Here is a 21,141-nt window from a genome sequence, read left to right as displayed (position 1 = left end):
CGGCATCGGACCTACTCGCCAGTAGGAGGGTGTGACGGGTAGGCGCCCGGGTAACCCGGCAGACAGGGGTCGCTAACTAGCTGGGAGGACTGCCGTGGAGGGGCCGTTCATGCGGATCGAGGACAGCGGGCTGGTGATGCCGCTGCGCCCCGACGTTACGACGGTCGGGAGAGGGAGAGGAGTCGATGTCCGCCTCGACGACACGAGTGTGTCCCGTCTGCACGCGGAGATCGTCCGGCGCGGACCGTACATCTACGTCGTGGACATGGGCCTGTCCCGCAACGGGACCCGTGTCAACGGACGCCCGATCGCCCGCCGAGTCCTGGAGGACGGTGACGTCGTGAGCTTCGGCACGGCGCGCTGCCGGATGGGGGGAATCCCCCGTGAGGAGGTCGACCCGGACGTCGAACTGCGGCGTGCCGTCGCGCCCGAGCTCACCCGACGCGAGGTCGACGTGCTGACCTCGCTCTGCCGTCCCGCCCTGTCCGACGAGGCGTTCGTGGCCCCGGCCACGGCGCGCGACATCGCCGGGGAACTGGTGGTGACGGAGGCGGCCGTCAAGCAGCATCTGCTGCGCCTCTACCAGAAGTTCCGGATCCCCGAGGGCGCCAACCGGCGTACGCGGCTCGCCAACGAGGTCATCGCCATGGGCCTCGTCCGGCCGCTGCCGCCGGTGCACGTCCCGCAGGGCCGCCCGCCCATGGACGGACGGGTGCCCGGGGTCCGGCCCGAGGCCCGAAGGGCGGGTGCGGCCCACGGCCACGTCGGCGCGCCCACCCGTGCCCCGAGCGCGGCGGGGCGAAGGGCCAGCTGAAAGCCCGCGATCGCCCTCCGGGCAGCGCGTGAGCGTGAGGGCGATCGCAGAACCGGTCCGGACGGGGCCGCGCAAGTGACGGCGCGGTCTCCGTCCGGCGGGAGTGTCGGTGAAGGCCGCCACCTGGGTGCTGGTGGCGGCCTTCGCTGTGCCGGACTCAGACGCCGTGCCGGACTCAGACGCCGTGCCGGACTCAGACGCCGTGCCCGGCGTCAGGCCTGTTCGGCGGCTTCCACGACGTTGGCGAGGAGCATCGCGCGGGTCATCGGGCCGACGCCGCCCGGGTTCGGCGCGACCCAGCCCGCGACGTCGCGGACGTCGTCGGCGACGTCACCGGCGAGCTTGCCGTCCACGCGGGAGACGCCGACGTCCAGGACGGCGGCGCCCGGCTTCACCATGTCGGCGGTGATCAGCCCGGGGACCCCGGCGGCGGCCACGACGATGTCGGCGTTGCGGGTGTGCGCGGCCAGGTCGCGGGTCGCGGTGTGGCAGAGGGTGACGGTCGCGTTCTCGGTGCGGCGGGTCAGCAGCAGGCCGAGGGAACGGCCGACGGTGATGCCACGGCCGACGACTGTGACGTCGGCGCCCTCGATCGGGACGTCGAAGCGGCGCAGCAGCTCGATGATGCCCTTCGGCGTGCAGGGCAGCGGGCCCGGCTGCATGAGGACGAGCCGTCCGAGGTTGGTGGGCTGGAGGCCGTCCACGTCCTTGGCCGGGTCGATGAGCTCAAGCACGCGCTGCTCGTCCAGGCCCTTCGGCAGCGGCAGCTGGACGAGGTACCCCGTACACGCGGGGTCGGCGTTCAGTTCGGCGACGGCGCGTTCGACGTCGTCCTGCGACGCGGTGGCGGGCAGGTCGCGGCGGATGCTCTCGATGCCGACCTCGGCGCAGTCGCGGTGCTTCATGTTGACGTAGGAGTGGCTGCCGGGGTCGTCGCCGACGAGGACGGTGCCGAGCCCGACCGACACGCCACGGTCGCGCAGCGCCTCGACACGGCCCTTGAGGTTCGAGCGGATCTCGGCGGCGGTGGCCTTGCCGTCCAGAATCTGTGCGGTCATGCGTTCCTCCACGGGGCTGCCGGTCCCGTCCACCCAGGCGCGCGGTGTACGGACTGTCGTTCGCTCCCCGGTGGTGATCCACCTTGACCGCGCCAGTCGCGTGACACCCCATGCTACTGACCGGGCGGGCGGTCAGTCCTCGGAGCGGCCCCGCCAGGTGAGGATCCGGTCCGTGCCGTGCCAGCCGACCTGCGCGGCCAGCATCGCCGCGAGGACGGCCGCGACGAGCCCGATGAGCTGCCGGGACTCCATCAGCAGCGCGTCCGTCCGGTACACCGCGACCAGCATGAGCGACAGGAACTCGTTCACCGCGCCTCCACAGGGGGTCACCCGCGCCAGGTCACCAGGGGGGCGCGGCCAGGCAGAGGCTACCCGTCGAGGAAGGTGAACCGTCCCACCGCGCCCCGGTCACTCACCCCGCCCCACACAAACCCTGACCACTGCGATCGCGTCCGAAGGCAGGTTCGAGCCAGCGAGAACCTGATCGCGAAGCGAGCCGCTAGGCGAGTCGAGAGCGATGCAGCGATCGCACGAGTTTTTCGACGATGGAGGCCCCCCGGGCCGAAGGAGGAGAAAAGCTCAATGAAAAAAGTGCCTTACGCCGGTGAAGTAGAGGGTGATTCCGGCCTTGGCGGCGGCCTCGATCACCTTGTCGTCGTTGACGGAACCGCCGGGTTCGACGATGGCGCGGACGCCCGCCTCGGTCAGCACCTCAAGGCCGTCCGGGAACGGGAAGAAGGCGTCGGACGCGCCGACCGAGGCCGCCGCCCGCTCCGCTCCGGCCCGCGCGACGGCGAGCTTGGCGGAGTCGACCCGGTTGACCTGGCCCATCCCGACGCCGACGGTCGCGCCGCCGGAGGCGAGCAGGATCGCGTTGGACTTCACCGACCGGATCGCCTTCCACGCGAACGCCAGGTCGGCGAGGGTGGCCTCGTCGGCCGGCTCGCCGGTCTTGAGCTCCCAGCCGGACGGGTCGTCGCCCGGCTCGTCCACCCGGTCGACGCCCTGGAGGAGCAGGCCGCCGTCGATGCGGCGGTACTCGGTGGCGCCCGCCGGGACGTCGGGGCAGACGAGCAGGCGGATGTTCTTGAACCGGTCCTTCAGGACGGTGACGGCCTCGTCGTCGAACGCCGGGGCGATGACGACCTCGGCGAAGCTCTCGGTGACCTGCCGGGCCATCGCGGCGGTGACGGGACGGTTCGCCGCGATGACGCCGCCGTACGCCGACACCGGGTCACAGGCGTGCGCCCGACGGTGCGCGTCGGCGATGTCGGCGCCGACCGCGATGCCGCACGGGTTGGCGTGCTTGATGATCGCGACGCAGGGCTCGGCGAAGTCGTGGGCGGCGCGGCGGGCGGCGTCGGTGTCCACGTAGTTGTTGTAGGACATCTCCTTGCCGTACAGCTGCTCGGCCCCCGCCAGCCCGGACTCGCCCGGGACGCGGTACAGGGCGGCGCGCTGGTGCGGGTTCTCGCCGTACCGCAGCGGGTTCGCGCGCTCCCAGGTGGCGCCGAGGAAGTCGGGCCAGTTCGTGTCGGCGGCGGTCTCGTCGGGGGCGTAGGCGCTCGCGAACCACGACGCGACGGCCACGTCGTAGGACGCGGTGTGCGCGTACGCCCGCGCGGCGAGACGGCGGCGCTCCTCGATCGTGAAACCGCCCGCGCGCACGGCGTCGAGAACGGCCCCGTACGCGGCCGGGTCGACGACGACGGACACGCTCGCGTGGTTCTTCGCGGCGGCGCGGACCATCGCCGGGCCGCCGATGTCGATCTGCTCGACGCACTCGTCCGGCGTGGCGCCCGACGCGACGGTCTCGGTGAACGGGTACAGGTTCGCGATCAGCAGGTCGAACGGCTCGACCGCGAGGTCGTCGAGCTGCTGGAGGTGGTCCGGCTTGCGGCGGTCGGCGAGCAGGCCCGCGTGCACCTTCGGGTGCAGGGTCTTGACCCGGCCGTCCAGGCACTCGGGGAACCCGGTGAGCTTCTCGACCCGCATCACCGGCACCCCGGCGGACGCGATCCGCCCGGCCGTGGACCCGGTCGAGACGATCTCGACGCCCGCCTCGTGCAGGCCACGGGCCAGCTCCTCCAGCCCGGTCTTGTCGTACACGCTGATCAGCGCGCGCTTAATCGCCACCCGACTCACCCGCGGGGCTCCCCTCTCGATCGGACGTTCCACACGTTCTGCACTTCAACGAGACGCGCCTGCCGCGCGCCGTCCAGCCGTCGCGGGCGAGCCGTCCGACGACGTCGACCAGGAGCCGCCGCTCCACCTGCTTGATCCGCTCGTGCAGGGCGTCCTCGTCGTCGTGCCAGTGCACGGGGACGGTCTCCTGCGCGATCACGGGCCCGGTGTCGACCCCCTCGTCGACGAAGTGAACCGTACAGCCCGTCACCTTCACCCCGTACGCCAGGGCTTCCCGGACGGCGTGCGCTCCGGGGAACGACGGCAGCAGCGCGGGATGGGTGTTGACCGTCCGGCCGCCGAACCGGGCCAGGAAGCGCGGGCCGAGGATCTTCATGAACCCGGCGGACACCACCAGGTCGGGTTCGTGGGCCGCCACGGCGTCGGTCAGCGCGGCGTCCCAGTCGTCGCGGGACGGGAAATCCGGGATGCGGACGGTGAACGCGGGCAGACCGGACCGTTCGGCGCGTGCGATTCCGCCGGTATCGTGGCGGTCCGCCCCCACGGCGACGACTTCGGCACCGTAGGCTGGATCCGCGCAGGCGTCGAGCAGCGCTTGTAGGTTGGTCCCCGCGCCGGAGACGAGGACGACGAGCCGGGCGGACACCGTGACTCCCTGGTGGACGACGGGATCGGCCGTTCAGGCCGACCAGCAGCCTATCGGGCCGCTCCGACGCCATCGCGAACGGACGGGGTCACGTCCAACCGCACCATGCCCACGCACCATGTCCACGTACCGTGCCCACGCACCAGGCCCAGGAGGAACCGAACGTGAGCGAGCAGCCGTCCGCGGGCACAGGCCCTCCTGGGGGGAGTGGGGGGTCGGCCCCCCACAAGGAAACGGACCGGCGCAAGGGAACCGGTCGGCGGGCCCTGTGGCTCGGCGCCATCGCGCTGCTGACCGCGTTCTTCTTCTACCCGCTCGGCCTCGTGCTGGGCGTCGCGGCGCTCGTCGTCGGCGTCCGCGCCCACCGGACGGCGCGGCGCGCACAGGGTTCGGAGCCCGGCGCCGTCCCCGGCATCGTGCTCGGCGCGGTCGGCCTGGCGTTCTCGCTGCTGTTCGTCTCGGTCACGGCGTACCTGTGGACGGAGCTGAACGGCTACCAGAAGTGCGTCGCCGGGTCCAACACGACCGCCGACGAGAAGGCCTGCAAGAGCGAGTACTACCCCCGGATCGAGGACAAGCTCGGCCTTCCGTCCGGCTACATGGACAAGTACGGCGACCTGCTCTGAGACCGGTTCACTCGTCCTGGTCTGAGTCTTCGCGTAGGACGTAGATGGCTCCGCCGCGGGTCTCGGTGCGTCCCGGGTCCTCGCGCGGCGGCGGGACGGGCGCGGGCGGCTCGGGTTCCGGGTCCGGGTCGTCGACGACGTAGCCGTCCAGGACGTCCGCGCTCTCCGGGGGCGGTTCGGGCTCCGGCGGCTCTTCGACCAGGTCGGGCAGCGGATCCACGCGGCGTCGCGCGGAACGGCGCGGCGCGAGGACGGGTTCGGCCTCCTCGAACTGCAAGGGATCGGGGGCGGGAGTCACCCTCTGCGGCGTCCGTGGTGGTTCGGGGGCCCTCTCCTCGTGGTCGCCGGGGACGGGCGCCGACAACGGCACCGGCGCCGGGACGTCCCGCACCTGCCTCTTCGCCTTCGGCTTGGCGGCCTTCTTCTCCGCCTTCTTCTCCACTTTGGGGGCCTCGGGTGGCGGCTCCTCGGCCTCGCGGTCGGCGCGGCGCAGGACCAGTGCGTTCGCCGCCCAGGCCGCGATCGCCGCGGAGATGCCGACCTCCAGCGCCGCGAGCAGCCCGACCTGCCAGGCGGACGGCCCCATCGTCGCCATCCGCCCGTCGCCGAGCGGCCCGCCCGACAGCGCGCTCAGCAGCGCCACCACGGCGCCCGTCAGCGCCCCGGACACGAACCCCCACAGCGGCGCGCCCTCCGACACCGGGGTCGGCAGCGACCTGATCGTCAGGACGCCGCCCACCGCGCCCGCGAGGAACGGGGCGGCCAGCGCGACCAGCGACACGGCGGGCGCGGGCCCCGGCTCGGGCAGCGCCGCGAGCGGCGGGAACGCCGGGACGAGGTCGAGGAACACCCCGGTCGGCGACACGCTCGTCCGGGCGCCGACGGAGAAGCCGGGGCCGACCGCGTACGCCATCCCCCAGATCACCGCGTTCGGCAGGAACGCCAGCTCGACCAGCAGCAGCAGGACGCCGCCGACGACGCCGGGGGCGAGCATGTCGTACAGGTGGTCGGCGTCGCCGGTGTGCGCGGCGAGGGACGCGCCGACCAGCACCGCGCCCGACGCGAGCAGCACCGACAGCGCGCCGGACACGCCGATCACGAGCGAGCGGGGCCGGTCGGGCAGCAGCCGCAGCAGGGCGCCGAGCCCGGACCTGACGCGCCGTCCCTTCGCCTCCGCCGCCACCTGCGCGGCGACGACGGCCCGCGCGGCGCCGAGCCCGCCCGCGATGATCGCGACGACGAAGCACGCGACGAGCGCCTGCCACACCGACGGTTTCGCCTCCGGGGACGAGGCCGCGAGCGCGAGCAGCACGGCCAGCGCGGCGTAGGGCGCGGCCAGCGCGATCGCGACGCGCATGACGGCGGCCCGGGGGCGCAGCGGCCCGGCCGCGCGGATCATCCACCCGCCGCCCCGGTACAGCAGCGCCCCGGGCAGGACGAGTACGCCGAGCGGCAGCAGCCCGACCCGTCCCTGCCCGTAGGAGAAGCCCGCGTGGTGGGAGACGAGCCAGAAGTTGACGGCCGTCCGGAACACCCCGGACATTCCGTCACCGAACGCCGTCTTCGGCGCCGCGATCCATCCGATCAGCGTGATGGTGGTGAGCACGGCGAGCCCGATGCCCACGCACCACAGCGCCGCGACCAGGCCCGTCACGTACAGCGGCCGCGCCACCGCCGGTTGCGGCTCCGGTTGCGGGCGCTCGGGGGCGCGTTCGGGCGGGCGGTCCGGCGGGCGCCGCGCGGCCCGTCCCGCCGTGCCGGGGGTCGCACGCTGTCCAGGGCTCGCATCGCTCACGCGCCCATGCTGGCACCACCCCCGCGTCCGGCCGTCCCCCTCGCGCGGCGTGTCGCGTTCGCCGTCCGCGACCGGACGCGACCGAACCGGACCGGACCGGACCCGACTGGACGACGAAAGACGAAAGACGCCCGGCCGGTGAATGGCTCGGGCGTCTTTCGGTGGGACGGCGTGCGTCAGAGGTTCTTCATGATCTCCCGCATGAGCACGGCGGCCTCGCTCGGGGTCTTGCCGACGCGGACGCCGACCTTCTCCAGGGCGTCCTTCTTCGCCTGCGCCGTCCCGGCGGAACCGGAGACGATGGCGCCCGCGTGGCCCATGGTCTTGCCCTCGGGCGCGGTGAACCCGGCGACGTAGCCGACGACCGGCTTGGTCACGTGCTGCTCGATGTAGGCGGCGGCGCGCTCCTCGGCGTCCCCCCCGATCTCACCGATCATGACGATGGCGTCGGTCTCCGGGTCGTCCTGGAACGCCTTGAGGGCGTCGATGTGGGTCGTCCCGATGACGGGGTCGCCGCCGATGCCGACGCAGGTCGAGAAGCCGACGTCGCGCAGCTCGTACATCATCTGGTAGGTCAGCGTGCCCGACTTGGACACGAGGCCGATCCGGCCCGGCGTGGTGATGTCGGCGGGGATGATGCCCGCGTTCGACTTGCCGGGCGAGGCGATGCCGGGGCAGTTCGGCCCGATGACGCGGGTCTTGTCGCCCTTGGACTGGGCGTACGCCCAGTAGTAGGCGGTGTCGTGGACGGGGATGCCCTCAGTGATGACCACGCAGAGGGGGATCTCCGCGTCGACGGCCTCGACGACGGCGTCCTTGGTGAACTTCGGCGGGACGAACACGACGGAGACGTCGGCGCCCGTCTGGGCCATGGCCTCCTTGACGGTGCCGAAGACCGGCAGCGTCGTGCCGTCGAAGTCGACGGTCTGGCCTGCCTTGCGGGCGTTCACGCCGCCGACGACCTGCGCGCCCGCGGCGAGCATCCGGCGGCCGTGCTTGCTGCCCTCGGAGCCCGTGATGCCCTGCACGATGATCTTGCTGTTCTCGGTGAGCCAGATGGCCATGATCATGCACCTGCCGCTGCGAGTTCGGCGGCGCGCCTGGCCGCGTCGTCCATGGTGTCGACCTGCTGGACGCCGGGCAGCGCCGCGTCGTTGAGGATCGTGCGTCCGAGCTCGGCGTTGTTGCCGTCCAGCCGGACGACGAGCGGCCGGTTGACGGCCTCGCCCCGGTCGGCCAGCAGCTTGTACGCCGACACGATGCCGCTGGCGACGGCGTCGCAGGCGGTGATGCCGCCGAAGACGTTCACGAACACCGACTTCACGGCGGCGTCCGACAGGACGATCTCCAGCCCGTTCGCCATCACCTCGGCGGACGCGCCGCCGCCGATGTCGAGGAAGTTGGCGGGCCGCTGCCCCCCGAACTCCTCGCCCGCGTAGGCGACGACGTCCAGCGTGGACATGACGAGGCCCGCGCCGTTGCCGATGATGCCGACGCTGCCGTCGAGCTTGACGTAGTTGAGGTCCTTGGCCTTCGCCGCCGCCTCCAGCGGGTCGGCGGCGGACTTGTCCTCGTAGCGGTCGTGCTCCTGGCGGAACGCCGCGTTGTCGTCCAGGGTGACCTTGCCGTCGAGGGCCTTCACCTGGCCGTCGGCGGTGAGGATCATCGGGTTGACCTCGACGAGGGAGGCGTCCTCGTCGGTGAACGCCGCCCAGAGCCGCTCGATCAGCTCGGCGGCGCCCTCGACGGCCTCCTCCGGGAGGCGGCCCTGCTGGGCGATCTCGCGGGCCTTGGCCCGGTCGACGCCGTCCAGCGGCGAGATCGGCACCAGCGCCAGCCGGTCGTGCGGCACCTCCTCGATCTCCACGCCGCCCTCGACGGAGCAGATGGACAGGAAGGTGCGGTTGGCGCGGTCGAGCAGGAAGGAGAAGTAGAACTCCTTCGCGATCGCGCTTCCCTCCTCGACCAGGACCTTGTGGACCGTGTGGCCCTTGATGTCCATGCCGAGGATCCGTTCGGCGAGCTGCTGCGCCTCGTCCGCGGAGTCGGCCAGCTTCACGCCGCCCGCCTTGCCGCGGCCGCCGGTCTTCACCTGGGCCTTGACCACGACCTTCGAGCTTCCCGCGGCGAACAGCTCCGCCGCGATGGCCCGGGCTTCCTGGGGAGTATGGGCGACCTTGCCGGTGGGCACCGGTACCCCGTACTCGGCGAAGAGTTCCTTCGCCTGATGTTCGAACAGGTCCACGAGGACGTTCCTTAACGGATCGACAGTCGATCGACCACACGAGTGGGGGTTACACGGGAGTCCGTGCGGCCGGCACTGTGCGGTCCGCTCCGTCGACGCAGCCTAGTCAACCCATCACCATGATGGAGCCGTCGGGGCCCCGCCAGTGAGCATCCCAGGTCAGGATGTGCTACTGACGGGTGTGCGCCTCACCTTCGAGGAGGACACGGGTGGCTCGTGAGGAGGATGAACCGCTGGACTTGGTTTGATGTACTTATTTTGAATTCCGGACACCCGTCCGGTGCCGGTGCGGTAAAGGGGGGCGACGCATGGCGATGCCCAATGACGCCGTCCTGGAGGAGGCCGCGCCCAGCGGGATCGTCGCGGCCGGGCCTCTTCTCGCGCCGTCGCCCGCGCGCGGGCGCCCGGATCGCCGGAGTCCGGGCCGCGAACGGCTGGCGAAACGCGCGACCGCGCGGACGTTCCGGCGTGTCACCGGCCTGCTCCTCGTGGCGGCGCTCATCGCGACCGGCGGTGCCACCGTGCCCGACCCGGCCGGGTCCGGCTGGGCGAGTCCCGGGCTCGTCGGCGGGGGCGGCTGGCCGTTCGCCGGGGCCCCGCTGTCGCCCGAGGAGGCGGCGGGGGCGTCCTACCTGCCCGACAGCTCGGTCGTCCGGCTCGGGGACGGGCGCGTCCGGCTCATCCCGTCCGGGGGCGACACGCCCATCACCGTGGACGCGTCGGACCCGCGCGTCGCGCAGGCGGTCCGGTCCGACAGCGCGTGGCTGGCGCAGGGCACCGTCCCGGGCGGCGGCGTCGACCCCGCCACCGGCAAGCCAAGGGGCTACCGCGACATGTCCGCGCGCGCTCTGCTCGACCTGCGGCTCCTCACCCGGCCGAACGGCGCGTCCCTGGCGTCCTGGTACACGAAGTGGCGCTACTCGTGGCCCCGCGACTCCGCGTTCGCCGCCGCCGCGTTCACCGTGACCGGGCATCCGGCCGAGGCGCGGCGCGTCCTGCGGTTCCTCGCCCGCGCCCAGCACGGCGACGGCATGTGGGCCGCCCGATACAACCCCGACGGGACGGCCGTCGCCGACGGCCGGGCGCCGCAGCTCGACTCGGTCGGTTGGGTGCTGTGGGCGACGTGGTTCTACCGCGTCCAGACGGGCCCGCTCGACGACGAACTGCCCGAGCTGTGGCCGATGGTGCGGCGCGCCGCCGACCATCTCGCCCATTCGCTGGACGCGGAGGGGCTGCCGCCTGCCTCGTCCGACTACTGGGAGCGCGACCACCGCCGCGAGGAGGACCCGCGCCGCCCCACGCTCGGCGTCGTCGGGCCTGTTCTCGCCGGGCTGCGCTCGGCGGCGGGCCTCGCCCGCGCGCGCGGCGAGGACGGCAAGGCCGTCGAGTGGGAGCGGGCCGCAGGGCGCGTGTCGGACGCGGTCGCCCGCCAGTTCGCCCCCTACGGCTACCCGCGCTCCCCCATCCGCGACGGGCTGATGGACACGTCGGTGACGTTCCTCGCGCCGCCGTTCGCGCCCGCCGACCCGGCCGTGACCGCCGCGATCGGCGACGCGCAGCGCAAGCAGGCGCTGCCGAACGGCGGCGTCCTGCCCGGCGAGCACTGGTCGGGGACCCCCAACGTCGCCTGGACGCCGGAGACCGCCATGTTCGGCCTCACCGACGCCGCGTCCGGGCGGACGGCGGCGGCGGTCGGCCGTCTCGACTGGCTGTCGGAGCACCGCACGCCCCTCGGCGTCCTGCCGGAGAAGGTCGGCCCGAGCGGCGGGCAGGCGGGCCCCGCCCCGCTCGGCTGGACGGCGTCGCTCGTCCTGCTCAGCGTCTCCGCGCTGGAGAAGCCGCTGCCCGTGCCGCCCACCAGGTGACCGCACCGGGTGACTAGGCCGGGCGACTACGCCGGGCGACCGTCAGAGCTTCTCGATGGTGGCGTAGCGGAGGACCAGGGTGCGGACGCCGTACTCGCCGCCGAAGTCGACGCTGGCCTTCTGCCCGGCGTCGTAGACGGACACGACCGTGCCGAGCCCGAAGGCGTCGTGGGTGACCTTGTCGCCGGGCGTGAGCGACGGCACCGCGCGGTTGCCGGGCGACCGCACGCCCGGCCGGGACGCCATCCGCTCCATCGCCGACCCCGACGTCGACGACGCCTCGCGCTCCCACTCCACGAGCGTCGTCGGCACCTCGCCGAGGAACCGGGACGGCGGGTTGACCTGCGGCGCGCCCCACGAGCTGCGCATCGCGGCGCGCGACACGTAGAGCCGCTGCCGGGCGCGGGTGATGCCGACGTAGGCGAGGCGGCGTTCCTCTTCGAGCTCCTTGGGGTTGCTCATCGCGCGCAGGTGCGGGAAGACGCCGTCCTCCATGCCGGTGAGGAAGACGACGGGGAACTCCAGGCCCTTCGCGGTGTGCAGGGTCATCAGGGTCACGACGCCGCCCTCTGTCTCGGCGGGCTGCTCGCCGGGCGGGACCGGGCCGCCCTTCGCGCCGCCGGGGATCGAGTCGGCGTCGGCGACCAGCGCCACCTGCTCGAGGAACTCGGGCAGGCGGCCCTCGGCGGGCTCGCCGTCCAGGCGCTCCTCGAACTCGCGGGCGACGGCCTCGAACTCCTGGAGGTTCTCGACGCGGGTCTCGTCCTGCGGGTCCTTGGAGGCCTGGAGCTCGGCGAGGTAGCCGCTGGCCTTCAGCACCTCGCCGACCAGGTCGGCGGGGGTGAGGGACTCGGCGGCGGCGCGCAGCTCGTCCAGCAGGACGACGAAGTCGCGGACGGCCTTGATCGAGCGGGTCGCCATGCCCGGCACCTCGTCCGGGACGCGCAGCGCCTGCCAGAACGAGATCCGCTCACGGGACGCGTACGCCTCGACGCACGCCTCGGCGCGGTCGCCGATGCCGCGCTTCGGGACGTTCAGGATGCGGCGCAGCGAGACGGTGTCCTCGGGGTTGGCGAGGCAGCGCAGGTAGGCGAGCGCGTCGCGGATCTCCTTGCGCTCGTAGAACCGGACGCCGCCGACGACCTTGTACGGCAGCCCGACCCGGATGAACACCTCTTCGAAGACACGGGACTGCGCGTTGGTGCGGTAGAACACGGCGACGTCGCCGGGACGCGCGTCGCCCTCGTCGCTGAGCCGGTCGACCTCGCGCGCCACGAACGCGGCCTCGTCGTGCTCGTTGTCGGCCACATAGCCGGTGATCTTGTGGCCCTCGCCCTGGTCGGACCAGAGCTTCTTGGGCTTGCGGTCGGCGTTGCGCTCGATGACGGCGTTGGCGGCCGACAGGATCGTCTGCGTGGACCGGTAGTTCTGCTCCAGCAGAATGGTCGTCGCGTCCGGGTAGTCGCGCTCGAACTCCAGGATGTTGCGGATCGTCGCGCCCCGGAACGCGTAGATCGACTGGTCGGCGTCACCGACCACGCACAGCTCGGCCGCCCCGACCCCCTCGACCTGCTCCTCCTGGGGGGACGACCCCCCAGACCCCCCGGCAACCGCAATGGGGGCGGTCAGCTCCCTGACCAGCTCGTACTGGGCGTGGTTGGTGTCCTGGTACTCGTCGACCAGGACGTGCCGGAACCTGCGCCGGTAGTGCTCGGCGGCCTCCGGGAAGACCTGCATCAGGTTGACCGTCATCATGATCAGGTCGTCGAAGTCCATGGCGCCGGCCTGCTGGAGGCGCGCCTGGTACATCTCGTACGCCTCGGCGAGCGTCTGCTCCATGTGCGTCGACGCCCGCGCTTTGAACGTCTCGTAGTCGATCAGCTCGTTCTTCAGGTTGGACACCTGCGCGCTGAACGCCTTCGGCGGGTACCGCTTCGGGTCGAGGTCGAGCTCGCGGCAGACGAGCGCCATCAGCCGGTTCGCGTCGGCCTGGTCGTAGATCGAGAAGCTCGTGGGGAACCCGAGCCGCTTGGCCTCACGGCGCAGGATCCGCACGCACGCCGAGTGGAACGTCATCACCCACATGGCGCGCGAACGCGGCCCGACCAGGGCGTCCACCCGCTCCTTCATCTCGGCCGCGGCCTTGTTGGTGAAGGTGATCGCGAGGATCTGGCCGGGATGGGCGTCGCGCTCGCCGAGCAGGTGCGCGATGCGGTGGGTGAGCACTCGGGTCTTGCCCGACCCGGCGCCCGCGACGATCAGCAACGGACCGCCGGAGTGCAGCACGGCGGCGCGCTGCTGCGGGTTGAGGCCATCGAGCAAGGGGCTGGCTTCGGTCTTCGACATCATGTGCGAGTCTACGGCTCCGGACGGACACTTCGGCGGAGATCAGCGTGTCTTGCGGTGCCCGGACGCCTCTTCGGCGGCGGCGTGGACGGCGACGAGGCCCGCGCCCGTCGCGGCCATGGACGCGGCGGCGACCGCTCCCTCGACGAGCGGCGCGTCGGCGAGCAGCACGCCCTCACCGTCCCTGTCCTCGACGAGCAGCTTCGCGGTGAGCACGGAACTGCCGATGTCGGCCAGCAGCACGACGCCGTCACCGTCGTCGGCCGCCGCGACCGCGGTCTCGACCAGGTCGATGCTGGTGCCGAGCCCGCCCTCGGCGTCCCCGCCCGCGGGCTCCACGACGGCCTTGCCGACGCCCATGGCGCGGGCCACCTCGGCGGCGCCCTCCGCGAGCGTCCGGCTGTGCGAGATGATCACGATGCCGACCACGTCATGCCTTTCCGGTGATGTCCGACCCCGTGGTATCAGACAGGGCGCGTAGGAGGAGGGCCGTGGACGAGGCTCCCGGGTCCATGTGGCCGACGCTGCGGGGGCCCAGGTAGCTGGCGCGGCCCTTGCGGGCCTGCATCGGGATCGTCGCCTCCGCGCCCACGGCGGCCGCGTCGGCGGCGGCGCGGACACAGGCCGCGAGGTCGGCGCCGTCCGCCAGCGCCGTGTCGTAGGCGGCGACGGCGGGGGCCAGCGCGTCGACCATCGTCTTGTCGCCGTCCTCCGCCTTGCCCAGGTCGCGGACGCCGTCCAGGGCGGCGTGGAGCGCGGCGCCGAACCCGGCGGCGTCCACGTCCTCCGCGTCGCCGAGGGCCTTGCCCGCGCGGCGCAGGGCCGTCCCGTACAGGGGCCCGGACGCGCCGCCGGTCTTGGACACGATGGCCCGGCCCGCCGCGACCAGCACCTTCCCCGGCGGGACGTCGTCGGTGGGCAGCGCGTCGACGGCCGCGCGGAACCCGCGGTCGAGGTTGTGGCCGTGGTCGCCGTCGCCGATGGCGGCGTCCAGGCGGGTGAGCCGGTCGGCGTCGGCGGACACCAGCTCCGCCGCGTGCCGGATCCACCCGGCGAGATCGACGTTCGTCATCGGCCCCACCGCAGGCCCGGCGTCTCGACGGGCGCGTCCCACAGCCGGACCAGTTCGGGCGTCGTCCGGCACACGCTGATCATGCACCCGGCCATCTCCAGGCTCGTCACGTACGGCCCGACGAGCCTGCGGACGACGGTCGCGCCGTGCCCCTCCAGCCAGGCGGCGGCCTCCGCGTAGGCGATGTACTGCTCGATGAGCGGCGTCCCGCCCATCCCGTTCACCAGCACCAGCACCTCGGACCCGGACAGCGGCATGTCGGCGTCGATCGCGCTGAGCGCCGCGTCCACGATCCGCGCGGCGGTGCCCACCTTCACGCGCTCGCGGCCCGGCTCGCCGTGGATGCCGATGCCGAGTTCCATCTCGTCCTCGCCCAGGTCGAACGTGGGCGTCCCGGCCGCCGGGACGGTGCAGGACGACAGCGCGACCCCGAACGACCGGCTGCGCTCGTTCACCTCGCGCGCGACCGCCGCGACGGCGGCCAGGTCGGCGCCCTCCTCGGCGAGCGCACCGGCGATCTTCTCGACGAACAGGGTCGCGCCGGTGCCGCGCCGCCCGGCGGTGAACGTGCTGTCCTCGACGGCGACGTCGTCGTCCACGAGGACGGTCGTGACCGCGATGTCCTCGTCCTCGGCCAGCTCGGCGGCCAGCTGGAAGTTCATGACGTCGCCGGTGTAGTTCTTCACCACGAGGAGCACGCCCGCGCCGCCGTTCACCGCCATCGTCGCCGCGATGACCTGGTCGGGCACCGGCGAGGTGAAGACCTCGCCGCAGCAGGCCGCGTCCAGCATCCCGTGGCCGACGAACCCGGCGTGCAGCGGCTCGTGCCCCGACCCGCCGCCCGACACGAGGCCGACCTTCCCGGCGCGCGGCGCGTCCGCCCGCACGACCGTCCCGTTCGCCGGGTCGACCCGCAGCTCCGGATGCGCGGCGGCGAGGCCGCGCAGCGCGTCCGGGACGACGTCCGCCGGGGCGTTGATGAGTTTGCGCATGCCCCATCCTCTACCCCGGCGCGACCCGGTATCCCAGACCCGATCGTCTCCCGCGCCCCCGCCCGCAAAGATCATGGGCCTGACCGACCTCTCCTGATCTGCGTGTGTACCAGTAATCGTTCAGGGTCTTTAAAGTTGAAACGTGACCTATGTTCTGGACGACGGTGAACTTCAGCGAATCCTTGTCGTGATGGCGCACCCCGACGATGTCGACTTCGGCGCCGCGGGCGCGGTCGCGGGCTGGACCGACCATGGCATCGAGGTCGTGTACCTCATGGTCACCGATGGTGACGCGGGCGGGTTCGACGACACGATCACGCGCACGGAGATGGCGGCGCTGCGCCGCGACGAACAGCGCGCGGCGGCCAAGTGCGTCGGCGTCAGCGACGTCCGGTGGCTCGGCCTGCCCGACGGCCGGGTCGAGGCGACGCTCGGGCTGCGCCGCGACATCGCGCGGGTGATCAGGCAGGTGCGGCCCGACCGGGTGCTGATGCCGAGCCCCGAACGCAACTACGAGCGGATCTATCCGAGCCACCCCGACCACCGCGCGGTGGGGGCGGCGGCGCTCGACGCCGTGTACCCCGACGCGCGCAACCCGTACGCCTTCCCCGAACTGCTCGCCGACGAGGGCTTGGAAGCCTGGACGGCACGCGAAGTGTGGACCACCGGCGGCCCAACCGTGAACCACTACGTCGACGTCACCGACCGCTTCGACCGGAAGGTGAACGCCCTGCGAGCCCATGCCAGCCAGACCGCGCACATGGGCGACGAACTGCCGACGATGCTGCGCAACTGGATGTCGGCCAACGCCACGGCCGCCGGTCTCGCCGAGGGGCGGCTGGCCGAGTCGTTCCAGGTCATCAACACGGCCTGAGCGGACACGGCCCCCGTCCGGTCGCATCGCCGTCACTTTCCAAATACATTCGCTTACAAGCCGTAATTGACCCGAGTTCGGGCATGCACCCCCAGGTGACGGGAGTCGGGGGGTTGTCATGGCACGGGAAATCGGGGCGCGGGAGACGGAGAGCGGGGAGCACGAGGTCGAGGCCACCGCCGTCTCCAGGGCCTCGCCAGAAGTGATCTTCAAGCATCTGTGCGTGGCCGAGGCCTGGGGCGAGTGGGGCGGGTTCCGGCTCCGCGGGCGACGGGAGACGGCGGGCGCCGAGCATCCGAACGGGATCGGGGCCGTCCGGTGCGTCCCGCGGCGGCGCGAGGAGGTCGTGGCCTGGGATCCGCCCCGGCACTACGGCTACGTCGCGCTCGCCGGGACGCCGCCGCGCCGGTTCCGGGCGGACGTCCTGCTGGAGCCGCACTTCCCGGGGACGCTGATCCGCTGGCGCTGCGCGTTCGGCGGGCTCCCCGGCACGGGACCGTTCACGCGGGCGGCGCTGCGCCGCCGGTTCGGCGCGTACGCGCGCCGGGTGGCGTGGCATTCCGAGCGCTGCGAGCCGGGCTGCCCGGCCCGCCTTCCAGGCGCGCTCTGACACGCGTCATGCAAGCGCTCTGACGCACGTCTTGAAGGCGCGCTCTGACGCACGCTGACGCACGCGCTGACGTAAGCCGAGTCGCACGAATTCGGGGGGATCGATGCGACGTCTCATCATCGTGCTCGCCACCTTCGCGGCGGGCGCCACCGGGGTGGGGTTCACCACCCACTGGCTCCTCACGAACGAGCCGGACCGGAACGGCGTCGTCGTGGGCGCCACCGAGTCGATCGGCGGGGACGGCGGGCGGAAGGCGGCCGTGACCGGGGCGAAGGCCCGTCCGCTCGACGCGCCGGGCCTGCGGCGGGCCGTCCGCGCCTATGTCGGGCAGCGGCCGGGCAAGGCCGGGGTGATGGCGACCGACCTGCGCACGGGCCTGTCCTTCGGGGAGAACGAGGCGGGCGACTTCGTGTCGGCCAGCGTCATGAAGGTCGACATCCTCGCGAGCCTGCTGCTGCAACGGCAGCGCGAACGTCCGGGAGTCGGCACGGGGATCGGCCTGTCGGCCGGGGAGCGCGAGCTGGCGGGCCAGATGATCCGCGAGAGCGACAACTCGGCGGCGGACGCCCTGTACTCCAAGGCCGGGAACAGCTCGGGCGTCGAGAAGTCCAACAAGCGCCTGGGGTTGACGGACACGACGCCGTATCCCATGTCGTGGGGGTCGTCGTGGACGAGCCCGGCCGACCAGGTCCGGCTGCTCACGACGCTGGTGTCGGAACGGAGCCCGCTCGCGGCGCCCGGACGCGGCTACGTCCTGGGCCTGATGGGGTCCGTCCTGGACGAGCAGGCGTGGGGCGTCAGCGCGGCGGCGCGGCCGGGCGAGAAGGTGGCGTTGAAGAACGGGTGGACGCCCGTGTACCACCAGGGGCACGGGTGGGCGGTGAACAGCGTCGGCCGGATCACCGGGGGCGGCCACGACTTCCTGGTCGCGGTGTGCAGCGGTGGCAGCCCGACGATGGAGGCGGGGGTGGCCACCGTCGAGCACGTGGCGGACCAGGTGGTGGGGGCCCTGCGCGCCGCGGGACCCTAGTGCGGGGGCGCGCGGGGCGGTGGGCGGCGGGCCGGCCGCCCGGGAACCCCTGGATCAGGTCCGGATCGGCCTGGTCAGCTTCTTGCCCTCGGTCGCGGACACCACGACGCAGGTGATGTCGCGGTCACCGAGGCGCCACGAGCTGGACGTCGGGTAGTAGTACGACATGCTCAGCGAGTTCGCGGCCGGGTCGCGCCGGATCTTCGGCGTGAGGCGCTTCTCGCAGCCGTCGGACGCGAGCCGGACCATCTCCTGCTCGGACGGCATCGACGTGCCCGTCACCGGGAACGAGGCCATGACCTCGCCGTCGTGCGGGCCCGTGCAGGGGACGACCTTGACGCTGTCGACCTCGACCGTCTCCCCGGCGGTGGTGGAGGCGACCTTGGCGTCGTTGATGCAGTCGCCGATCTTCATCTTGCGCGCGTCGACCTCACCCGGCTTGTTCGGGGCGGTCGCGGAACTTCCCGTGCCCCCGCCCGAGGAGGACGAGTTGTCGGAGCCGACGCCCAGCGCGTAGAGGGTGATGCCGCCCGCGATCCACAGGCACGACAGCACGATGCCCGCGATGGCGAGGCCGCGGCCCTTGCCGCCGCGCGAGGAGATCTGGTGGAGGGAGACGAATCCCAGGATGATGCCGAGGACGCCGAAGCAGCCGAGAAGGCCCGTGATGAACGCGGCGACCGACATGCCGTTGGTCTGGTTGTTCGCGTAGGGGTCACCGTAGCCGGGTCCGGGCGGGTAGCCGGGTCCGGGCGGCGCGGGCGGAGGCGAATAGGGCGGCTGCGGTCCGGAGCCCGGATAACCGGGCCCCGGAGGAGGAGGGGGGTAGCTCATGATGAGGGACTGTCCCACATCCGGGCACGCCGCCGACCAACCGGCACGGGACTGGACCATCACGATTTATCAACACTTATCGGGAAAACGTTTACTCTTGGCGACCAAACGGGCAGAAAACGTAGCCCGCCTCAGTCCAGGCCGCCCCTGCTAGACCAGGCGGCGGGCGGCGGCCCAGCGGGACAGCTCGTGCCGGTTGGACAGCTGGAGCTTCCGCAGGACGCTGCTCACGTGCGTCTCGACCGTCTTGACCGAGATGAACAGCTCCTTGGCGATCTCCTTGTAGGCGTAGCCGCGCGCGATCAGCCGCAGGACGTCCCGCTCCCGCTGGGTGATCTGGTCCAGCTCGGGGTCGACGGCGGGGACGTCGGTGGCGGCGAAGGCGTCCAGCACGAACCCGGCGAGGCGCGGCGAGAACACGGCGTCGCCGTCCGCGACGCGGCCGATCGCGTCCGTCAGCTCGGGCCCGGAGATGGTCTTGGTGACATAGCCGCGCGCCCCGCCCCGCACGACGCCGATCACGTCCTCGGCCGCGTCCGACACCGACAGCGCCAGGAACTTCGACGGGACGCTGCCGTGCAGCCGCCGCAGCACCTCGATGCCGCCGCCGCCCGGCAGGTGCACGTCCAGCAGCACCACGTCGGGCCGCGCCGCCTTGATCACCGCGACCGCCTCGTCGACGTCACCGGCCTCCCCCACGATCTCGACGCCGCCGCCGAGCTCCGCCTTGACGCCGGTCCGGAACATCTGGTGGTCGTCGACCAGCACGACCTTCTTCAACGCCTCAACCTCAGTCACGCTGCCTCCTTGTGGGGGGCGACCCCCCACGCCCCCCGGATCGCTCCGCTCAACTCTTCTTTATCTCCAAGCGCACTTCGGTGCCCTCGCCGGGGGCGGTGCGGACGGTGGCCTTGCCCCCGTTGCGCTCCATACGTCCGATGATGGACCCCCGGACGCCCATCCGGTCGTCCGGGACACGGTCGAGGTCGAATCCCTTGCCCCGGTCGCGGACGAAGATGGCGATCTCGTCGCCCTCCACCTCCGCGTACACCGACACCGACGGCGCCTCGGCGTACTTGGCGGCGTTCACCATCGCCTCCCGCGCGGCCTGGAGCGCGGCGCCGAGCCGCTCGTCCAGCGCCGTGTCGCCCACGCAGACGATCTCGATGGGGACGCCGTGGTCGTCCTCCACCTCCCCCGCGATCTCCCTGATCGCGGCGGCGAAGGTCTGGTCGGGGTCGGCGCGCGGCTGGTACAGCCAGGTCCGCAGGGTCCGTTCCTGGGAGCGGGCGAGGCGCTGCACCTCCCGGGTGTCGTGCGCGTTCCGCTGGATGAGCGTCAGCGTGTGCAGCACCGAGTCGTGGATGTGCGCGGCCAGTTCGGCGCGCTCCTGCGACCTGATCCGTTCGTGGCGTTCGGCGTCCAGGTCCTGCCAGAGCCGCACCACCCACGGGGTCACGATCACCGCGAGGCCGGTGAGGATGATCAGCATGGCGATCACGACGGATCGGGCCTGGTCGGCCTCGACCTTCTGCGCGACGAACCCGCCGATGCCGCCGACGACCAGCAGCAGGCCGAGCAGGCTGCGCAGCCACCGCTGGCGCAGCGGGAGCGTCCATCGCTGCCGCTGGTCGCGGTCGGCCTGCTGCCACAGGATCGCCGCGCCGACGCCGCCGACGACGAACGGCCACAGCGCCCACTGGACGGCCCCCGCCGCACCCCACGGCAGGACCGCGAGGCCCACCGTGACGGCCGCGTAGGCGGCGAGCTGGCCCCAGTCGCGGCCGCGGAGCCGCCGCCGTCCGGACGCCGCCCGCTCGTCCTCCTCCGGACGCTCGGCGGCCGGAACCAGGATCCAGAACGCGACGTACGCGGCGAGGCCGAGGCCGCTCGCCATCGTCAGCAGCACGAACGCGGCGCGGACGATCAGCACGTCCACGCCGAGATGTTCGGCCAGGCCCCGGCACACCCCGGCGATGAGCCCGCCGTCGGTGGCGCGCGTGAGCCGCCGCCCGTCGTCCGGCGGCACCGGAGCGGCGGGCGGCGCGGTCACCGCCGCCGTCGCGCCGGGCTCCTCGGCCGTCTCTTCTCCCACGTCAACGATCGTCACACGCCCGGCGCCCGGCCGCATCAGGGGATCACCCCGGGCTTCACTTCAGGGTCGGGTCAGGGACGTCCCGGATACCGCC

General features: G+C 72.6%; 20 protein-coding genes and 1 riboswitch. Of the genes, 6 read left to right on the top strand and 14 right to left on the bottom strand.

The features are described from left to right. Positions 1-94 precede the first annotated feature (94 nt). Positions 95-814, top strand: a complete 720-nt coding sequence (locus tag ABD808_RS23715; RefSeq protein WP_344900314.1) for an FHA domain-containing protein — start codon at positions 95-97, stop codon at positions 812-814. Between the two features lie 212 nt (positions 815-1,026). On the opposite strand, the gene ABD808_RS23710 is transcribed toward ABD808_RS23715, so the two are convergent. From ABD808_RS23710 to purN, 4 genes are all read right to left on the bottom strand, one after another. Next, the gene (locus ABD808_RS23710) at positions 1,027-1,872 is read right to left on the bottom strand and encodes a bifunctional methylenetetrahydrofolate dehydrogenase/methenyltetrahydrofolate cyclohydrolase (RefSeq protein ID WP_344900312.1); all 846 of its coding nucleotides are present in this window, start codon (positions 1,870-1,872) and stop codon (positions 1,027-1,029) included. A gap of 24 nt (positions 1,873-1,896) precedes the next feature. After that, a riboswitch (ZMP/ZTP riboswitch) is annotated at positions 1,897-1,982 on the bottom strand. Between the two features lie 22 nt (positions 1,983-2,004). After that, complete coding sequence (locus ABD808_RS23705) at positions 2,005-2,181, bottom strand: hypothetical protein (protein WP_344900310.1); 177 nt, start codon at positions 2,179-2,181, stop codon at positions 2,005-2,007. A gap of 270 nt (positions 2,182-2,451) precedes the next feature. Then, a complete protein-coding gene (gene purH, locus ABD808_RS23700) occupies positions 2,452-4,017 on the bottom strand; it encodes a bifunctional phosphoribosylaminoimidazolecarboxamide formyltransferase/IMP cyclohydrolase (RefSeq protein WP_344900308.1) in 1,566 nt (521 codons plus the stop codon). Then, entirely contained in the window at positions 3,998-4,663 is a 666-nt protein-coding gene (purN, locus tag ABD808_RS23695) for a phosphoribosylglycinamide formyltransferase (protein WP_344900306.1), read from the bottom strand. The genes purH and purN overlap by 20 nt, the downstream gene beginning before the upstream one ends. 164 nt (positions 4,664-4,827) lie before the next feature. Between purN and ABD808_RS23690 the strand changes: the two genes are divergently transcribed. Further along, positions 4,828-5,289 carry a hypothetical protein gene (locus tag ABD808_RS23690; RefSeq protein WP_344900304.1) on the top strand — a complete coding sequence of 154 codons (462 nt, stop codon included), beginning with the start codon at positions 4,828-4,830 and terminating at the stop codon, positions 5,287-5,289. Between the two features lie 7 nt (positions 5,290-5,296). Here ABD808_RS23690 and ABD808_RS23685 read toward each other — a convergent pair whose 3' ends face one another. From ABD808_RS23685 to sucC, 3 genes are all read right to left on the bottom strand, one after another. Then, positions 5,297-7,084 carry a cell division protein PerM gene (locus tag ABD808_RS23685; protein ID WP_344900302.1) on the bottom strand — a complete coding sequence of 596 codons (1,788 nt, stop codon included), beginning with the start codon at positions 7,082-7,084 and terminating at the stop codon, positions 5,297-5,299. 176 nt (positions 7,085-7,260) lie between these two features. Beyond that, complete coding sequence (sucD, locus tag ABD808_RS23680; RefSeq protein ID WP_344900300.1) at positions 7,261-8,148, bottom strand: succinate--CoA ligase subunit alpha; 888 nt, start codon at positions 8,146-8,148, stop codon at positions 7,261-7,263. A gap of 2 nt (positions 8,149-8,150) precedes the next feature. Further along, the gene (sucC, locus tag ABD808_RS23675) at positions 8,151-9,329 is read right to left on the bottom strand and encodes an ADP-forming succinate--CoA ligase subunit beta (RefSeq protein ID WP_344900298.1); all 1,179 of its coding nucleotides are present in this window, start codon (positions 9,327-9,329) and stop codon (positions 8,151-8,153) included. Between the two features lie 308 nt (positions 9,330-9,637). Here sucC and ABD808_RS23670 point away from each other — a divergent pair, with 308 nt between their 5' ends. Next, positions 9,638-11,194, top strand: coding sequence for a glycoside hydrolase family 15 protein (locus ABD808_RS23670; protein ID WP_344900296.1), 1,557 nt, complete (start codon positions 9,638-9,640; stop codon positions 11,192-11,194). Between the two features lie 42 nt (positions 11,195-11,236). On the opposite strand, the gene pcrA is transcribed toward ABD808_RS23670, so the two are convergent. From pcrA to dhaK, 4 genes are read right to left on the bottom strand one after another with little or no spacing between them, the layout of a single operon-like run. Beyond that, positions 11,237-13,540: a DNA helicase PcrA gene (pcrA, locus tag ABD808_RS23665; protein WP_344900294.1), complete on the bottom strand. Its 2,304-nt coding sequence runs from the start codon at positions 13,538-13,540 to the stop codon at positions 11,237-11,239. 42 nt (positions 13,541-13,582) lie between these two features. Continuing rightward, positions 13,583-13,969, bottom strand: coding sequence for a PTS-dependent dihydroxyacetone kinase phosphotransferase subunit DhaM (locus ABD808_RS23660; protein ID WP_344900292.1), 387 nt, complete (start codon positions 13,967-13,969; stop codon positions 13,583-13,585). A gap of 1 nt (position 13,970) precedes the next feature. Further along, positions 13,971-14,612, bottom strand: coding sequence for a dihydroxyacetone kinase subunit DhaL (dhaL, locus tag ABD808_RS23655; RefSeq protein WP_344900290.1), 642 nt, complete (start codon positions 14,610-14,612; stop codon positions 13,971-13,973). Beyond that, positions 14,609-15,604, bottom strand: coding sequence for a dihydroxyacetone kinase subunit DhaK (dhaK, locus tag ABD808_RS23650; protein WP_344900288.1), 996 nt, complete (start codon positions 15,602-15,604; stop codon positions 14,609-14,611). Before dhaK ends, dhaL begins: the two co-directional genes overlap by 4 nt. 190 nt (positions 15,605-15,794) lie before the next feature. Here dhaK and ABD808_RS23645 point away from each other — a divergent pair, with 190 nt between their 5' ends. From ABD808_RS23645 to ABD808_RS23635, 3 genes are all read left to right on the top strand, one after another. Next, a complete protein-coding gene (locus tag ABD808_RS23645) occupies positions 15,795-16,478 on the top strand; it encodes a PIG-L deacetylase family protein (RefSeq protein WP_344900494.1) in 684 nt (227 codons plus the stop codon). Between the two features lie 118 nt (positions 16,479-16,596). Next, positions 16,597-17,088: an SRPBCC family protein gene (locus tag ABD808_RS23640; protein WP_344900286.1), complete on the top strand. Its 492-nt coding sequence runs from the start codon at positions 16,597-16,599 to the stop codon at positions 17,086-17,088. Positions 17,089-17,191: 103 nt separating this feature from the next. Beyond that, positions 17,192-18,118 carry a serine hydrolase gene (locus ABD808_RS23635; protein ID WP_344900284.1) on the top strand — a complete coding sequence of 309 codons (927 nt, stop codon included), beginning with the start codon at positions 17,192-17,194 and terminating at the stop codon, positions 18,116-18,118. A 54-nt stretch (positions 18,119-18,172) separates the two neighbouring features. Here the strand turns inward: ABD808_RS23635 and ABD808_RS23630 are convergent, their stop codons facing one another. The 3 genes from ABD808_RS23630 to ABD808_RS23620 form a co-directional block, all read right to left on the bottom strand. Beyond that, positions 18,173-18,952 carry a DUF4190 domain-containing protein gene (locus ABD808_RS23630; RefSeq protein ID WP_344900282.1) on the bottom strand — a complete coding sequence of 260 codons (780 nt, stop codon included), beginning with the start codon at positions 18,950-18,952 and terminating at the stop codon, positions 18,173-18,175. A gap of 150 nt (positions 18,953-19,102) precedes the next feature. Beyond that, positions 19,103-19,750: a LuxR C-terminal-related transcriptional regulator gene (locus ABD808_RS23625; protein ID WP_344900280.1), complete on the bottom strand. Its 648-nt coding sequence runs from the start codon at positions 19,748-19,750 to the stop codon at positions 19,103-19,105. Positions 19,751-19,799: 49 nt separating this feature from the next. Further along, complete coding sequence (locus ABD808_RS23620; RefSeq protein WP_425548970.1) at positions 19,800-20,981, bottom strand: ATP-binding protein; 1,182 nt, start codon at positions 20,979-20,981, stop codon at positions 19,800-19,802. Positions 20,982-21,141 lie beyond the last annotated feature (160 nt).

Source organism: Actinomadura meridiana (assembly GCF_039537545.1).
Classification (GTDB): Bacteria; Actinomycetota; Actinomycetes; order Streptosporangiales; family Streptosporangiaceae; genus Spirillospora; species Spirillospora meridiana.
This window is presented reverse-complemented; position numbering and strand designations above follow the sequence as displayed.

Bases quoted from the DNA above. Each gene is read 5' to 3' on its own strand.
- ABD808_RS23670 (WP_344900296.1), top strand. From the start codon at position 9,638: ATGGCGATGCCCAATGACGCCGTCCTGGAGGAGGCCGCGCCCAGCGGG.
- ABD808_RS23710 (WP_344900312.1), bottom strand. From the start codon at position 1,872: ATGACCGCACAGATTCTGGACGGCAAGGCCACCGCCGCCGAGATCCGC.
- ABD808_RS23640 (WP_344900286.1), top strand. From the start codon at position 16,597: ATGGCACGGGAAATCGGGGCGCGGGAGACGGAGAGCGGGGAGCACGAG.
- ABD808_RS23645 (WP_344900494.1), top strand. From the start codon at position 15,795: ATGGCGCACCCCGACGATGTCGACTTCGGCGCCGCGGGCGCGGTCGCG.
- dhaL (WP_344900290.1), bottom strand. From the start codon at position 14,612: ATGACGAACGTCGATCTCGCCGGGTGGATCCGGCACGCGGCGGAGCTG.
- ABD808_RS23630 (WP_344900282.1), bottom strand. From the start codon at position 18,952: ATGAGCTACCCCCCTCCTCCTCCGGGGCCCGGTTATCCGGGCTCCGGA.
- pcrA (WP_344900294.1), bottom strand. From the start codon at position 13,540: ATGTCGAAGACCGAAGCCAGCCCCTTGCTCGATGGCCTCAACCCGCAG.
- sucD (WP_344900300.1), bottom strand. From the start codon at position 8,148: ATGGCCATCTGGCTCACCGAGAACAGCAAGATCATCGTGCAGGGCATC.
- ABD808_RS23635 (WP_344900284.1), top strand. From the start codon at position 17,192: ATGCGACGTCTCATCATCGTGCTCGCCACCTTCGCGGCGGGCGCCACC.
- dhaK (WP_344900288.1), bottom strand. From the start codon at position 15,604: ATGCGCAAACTCATCAACGCCCCGGCGGACGTCGTCCCGGACGCGCTG.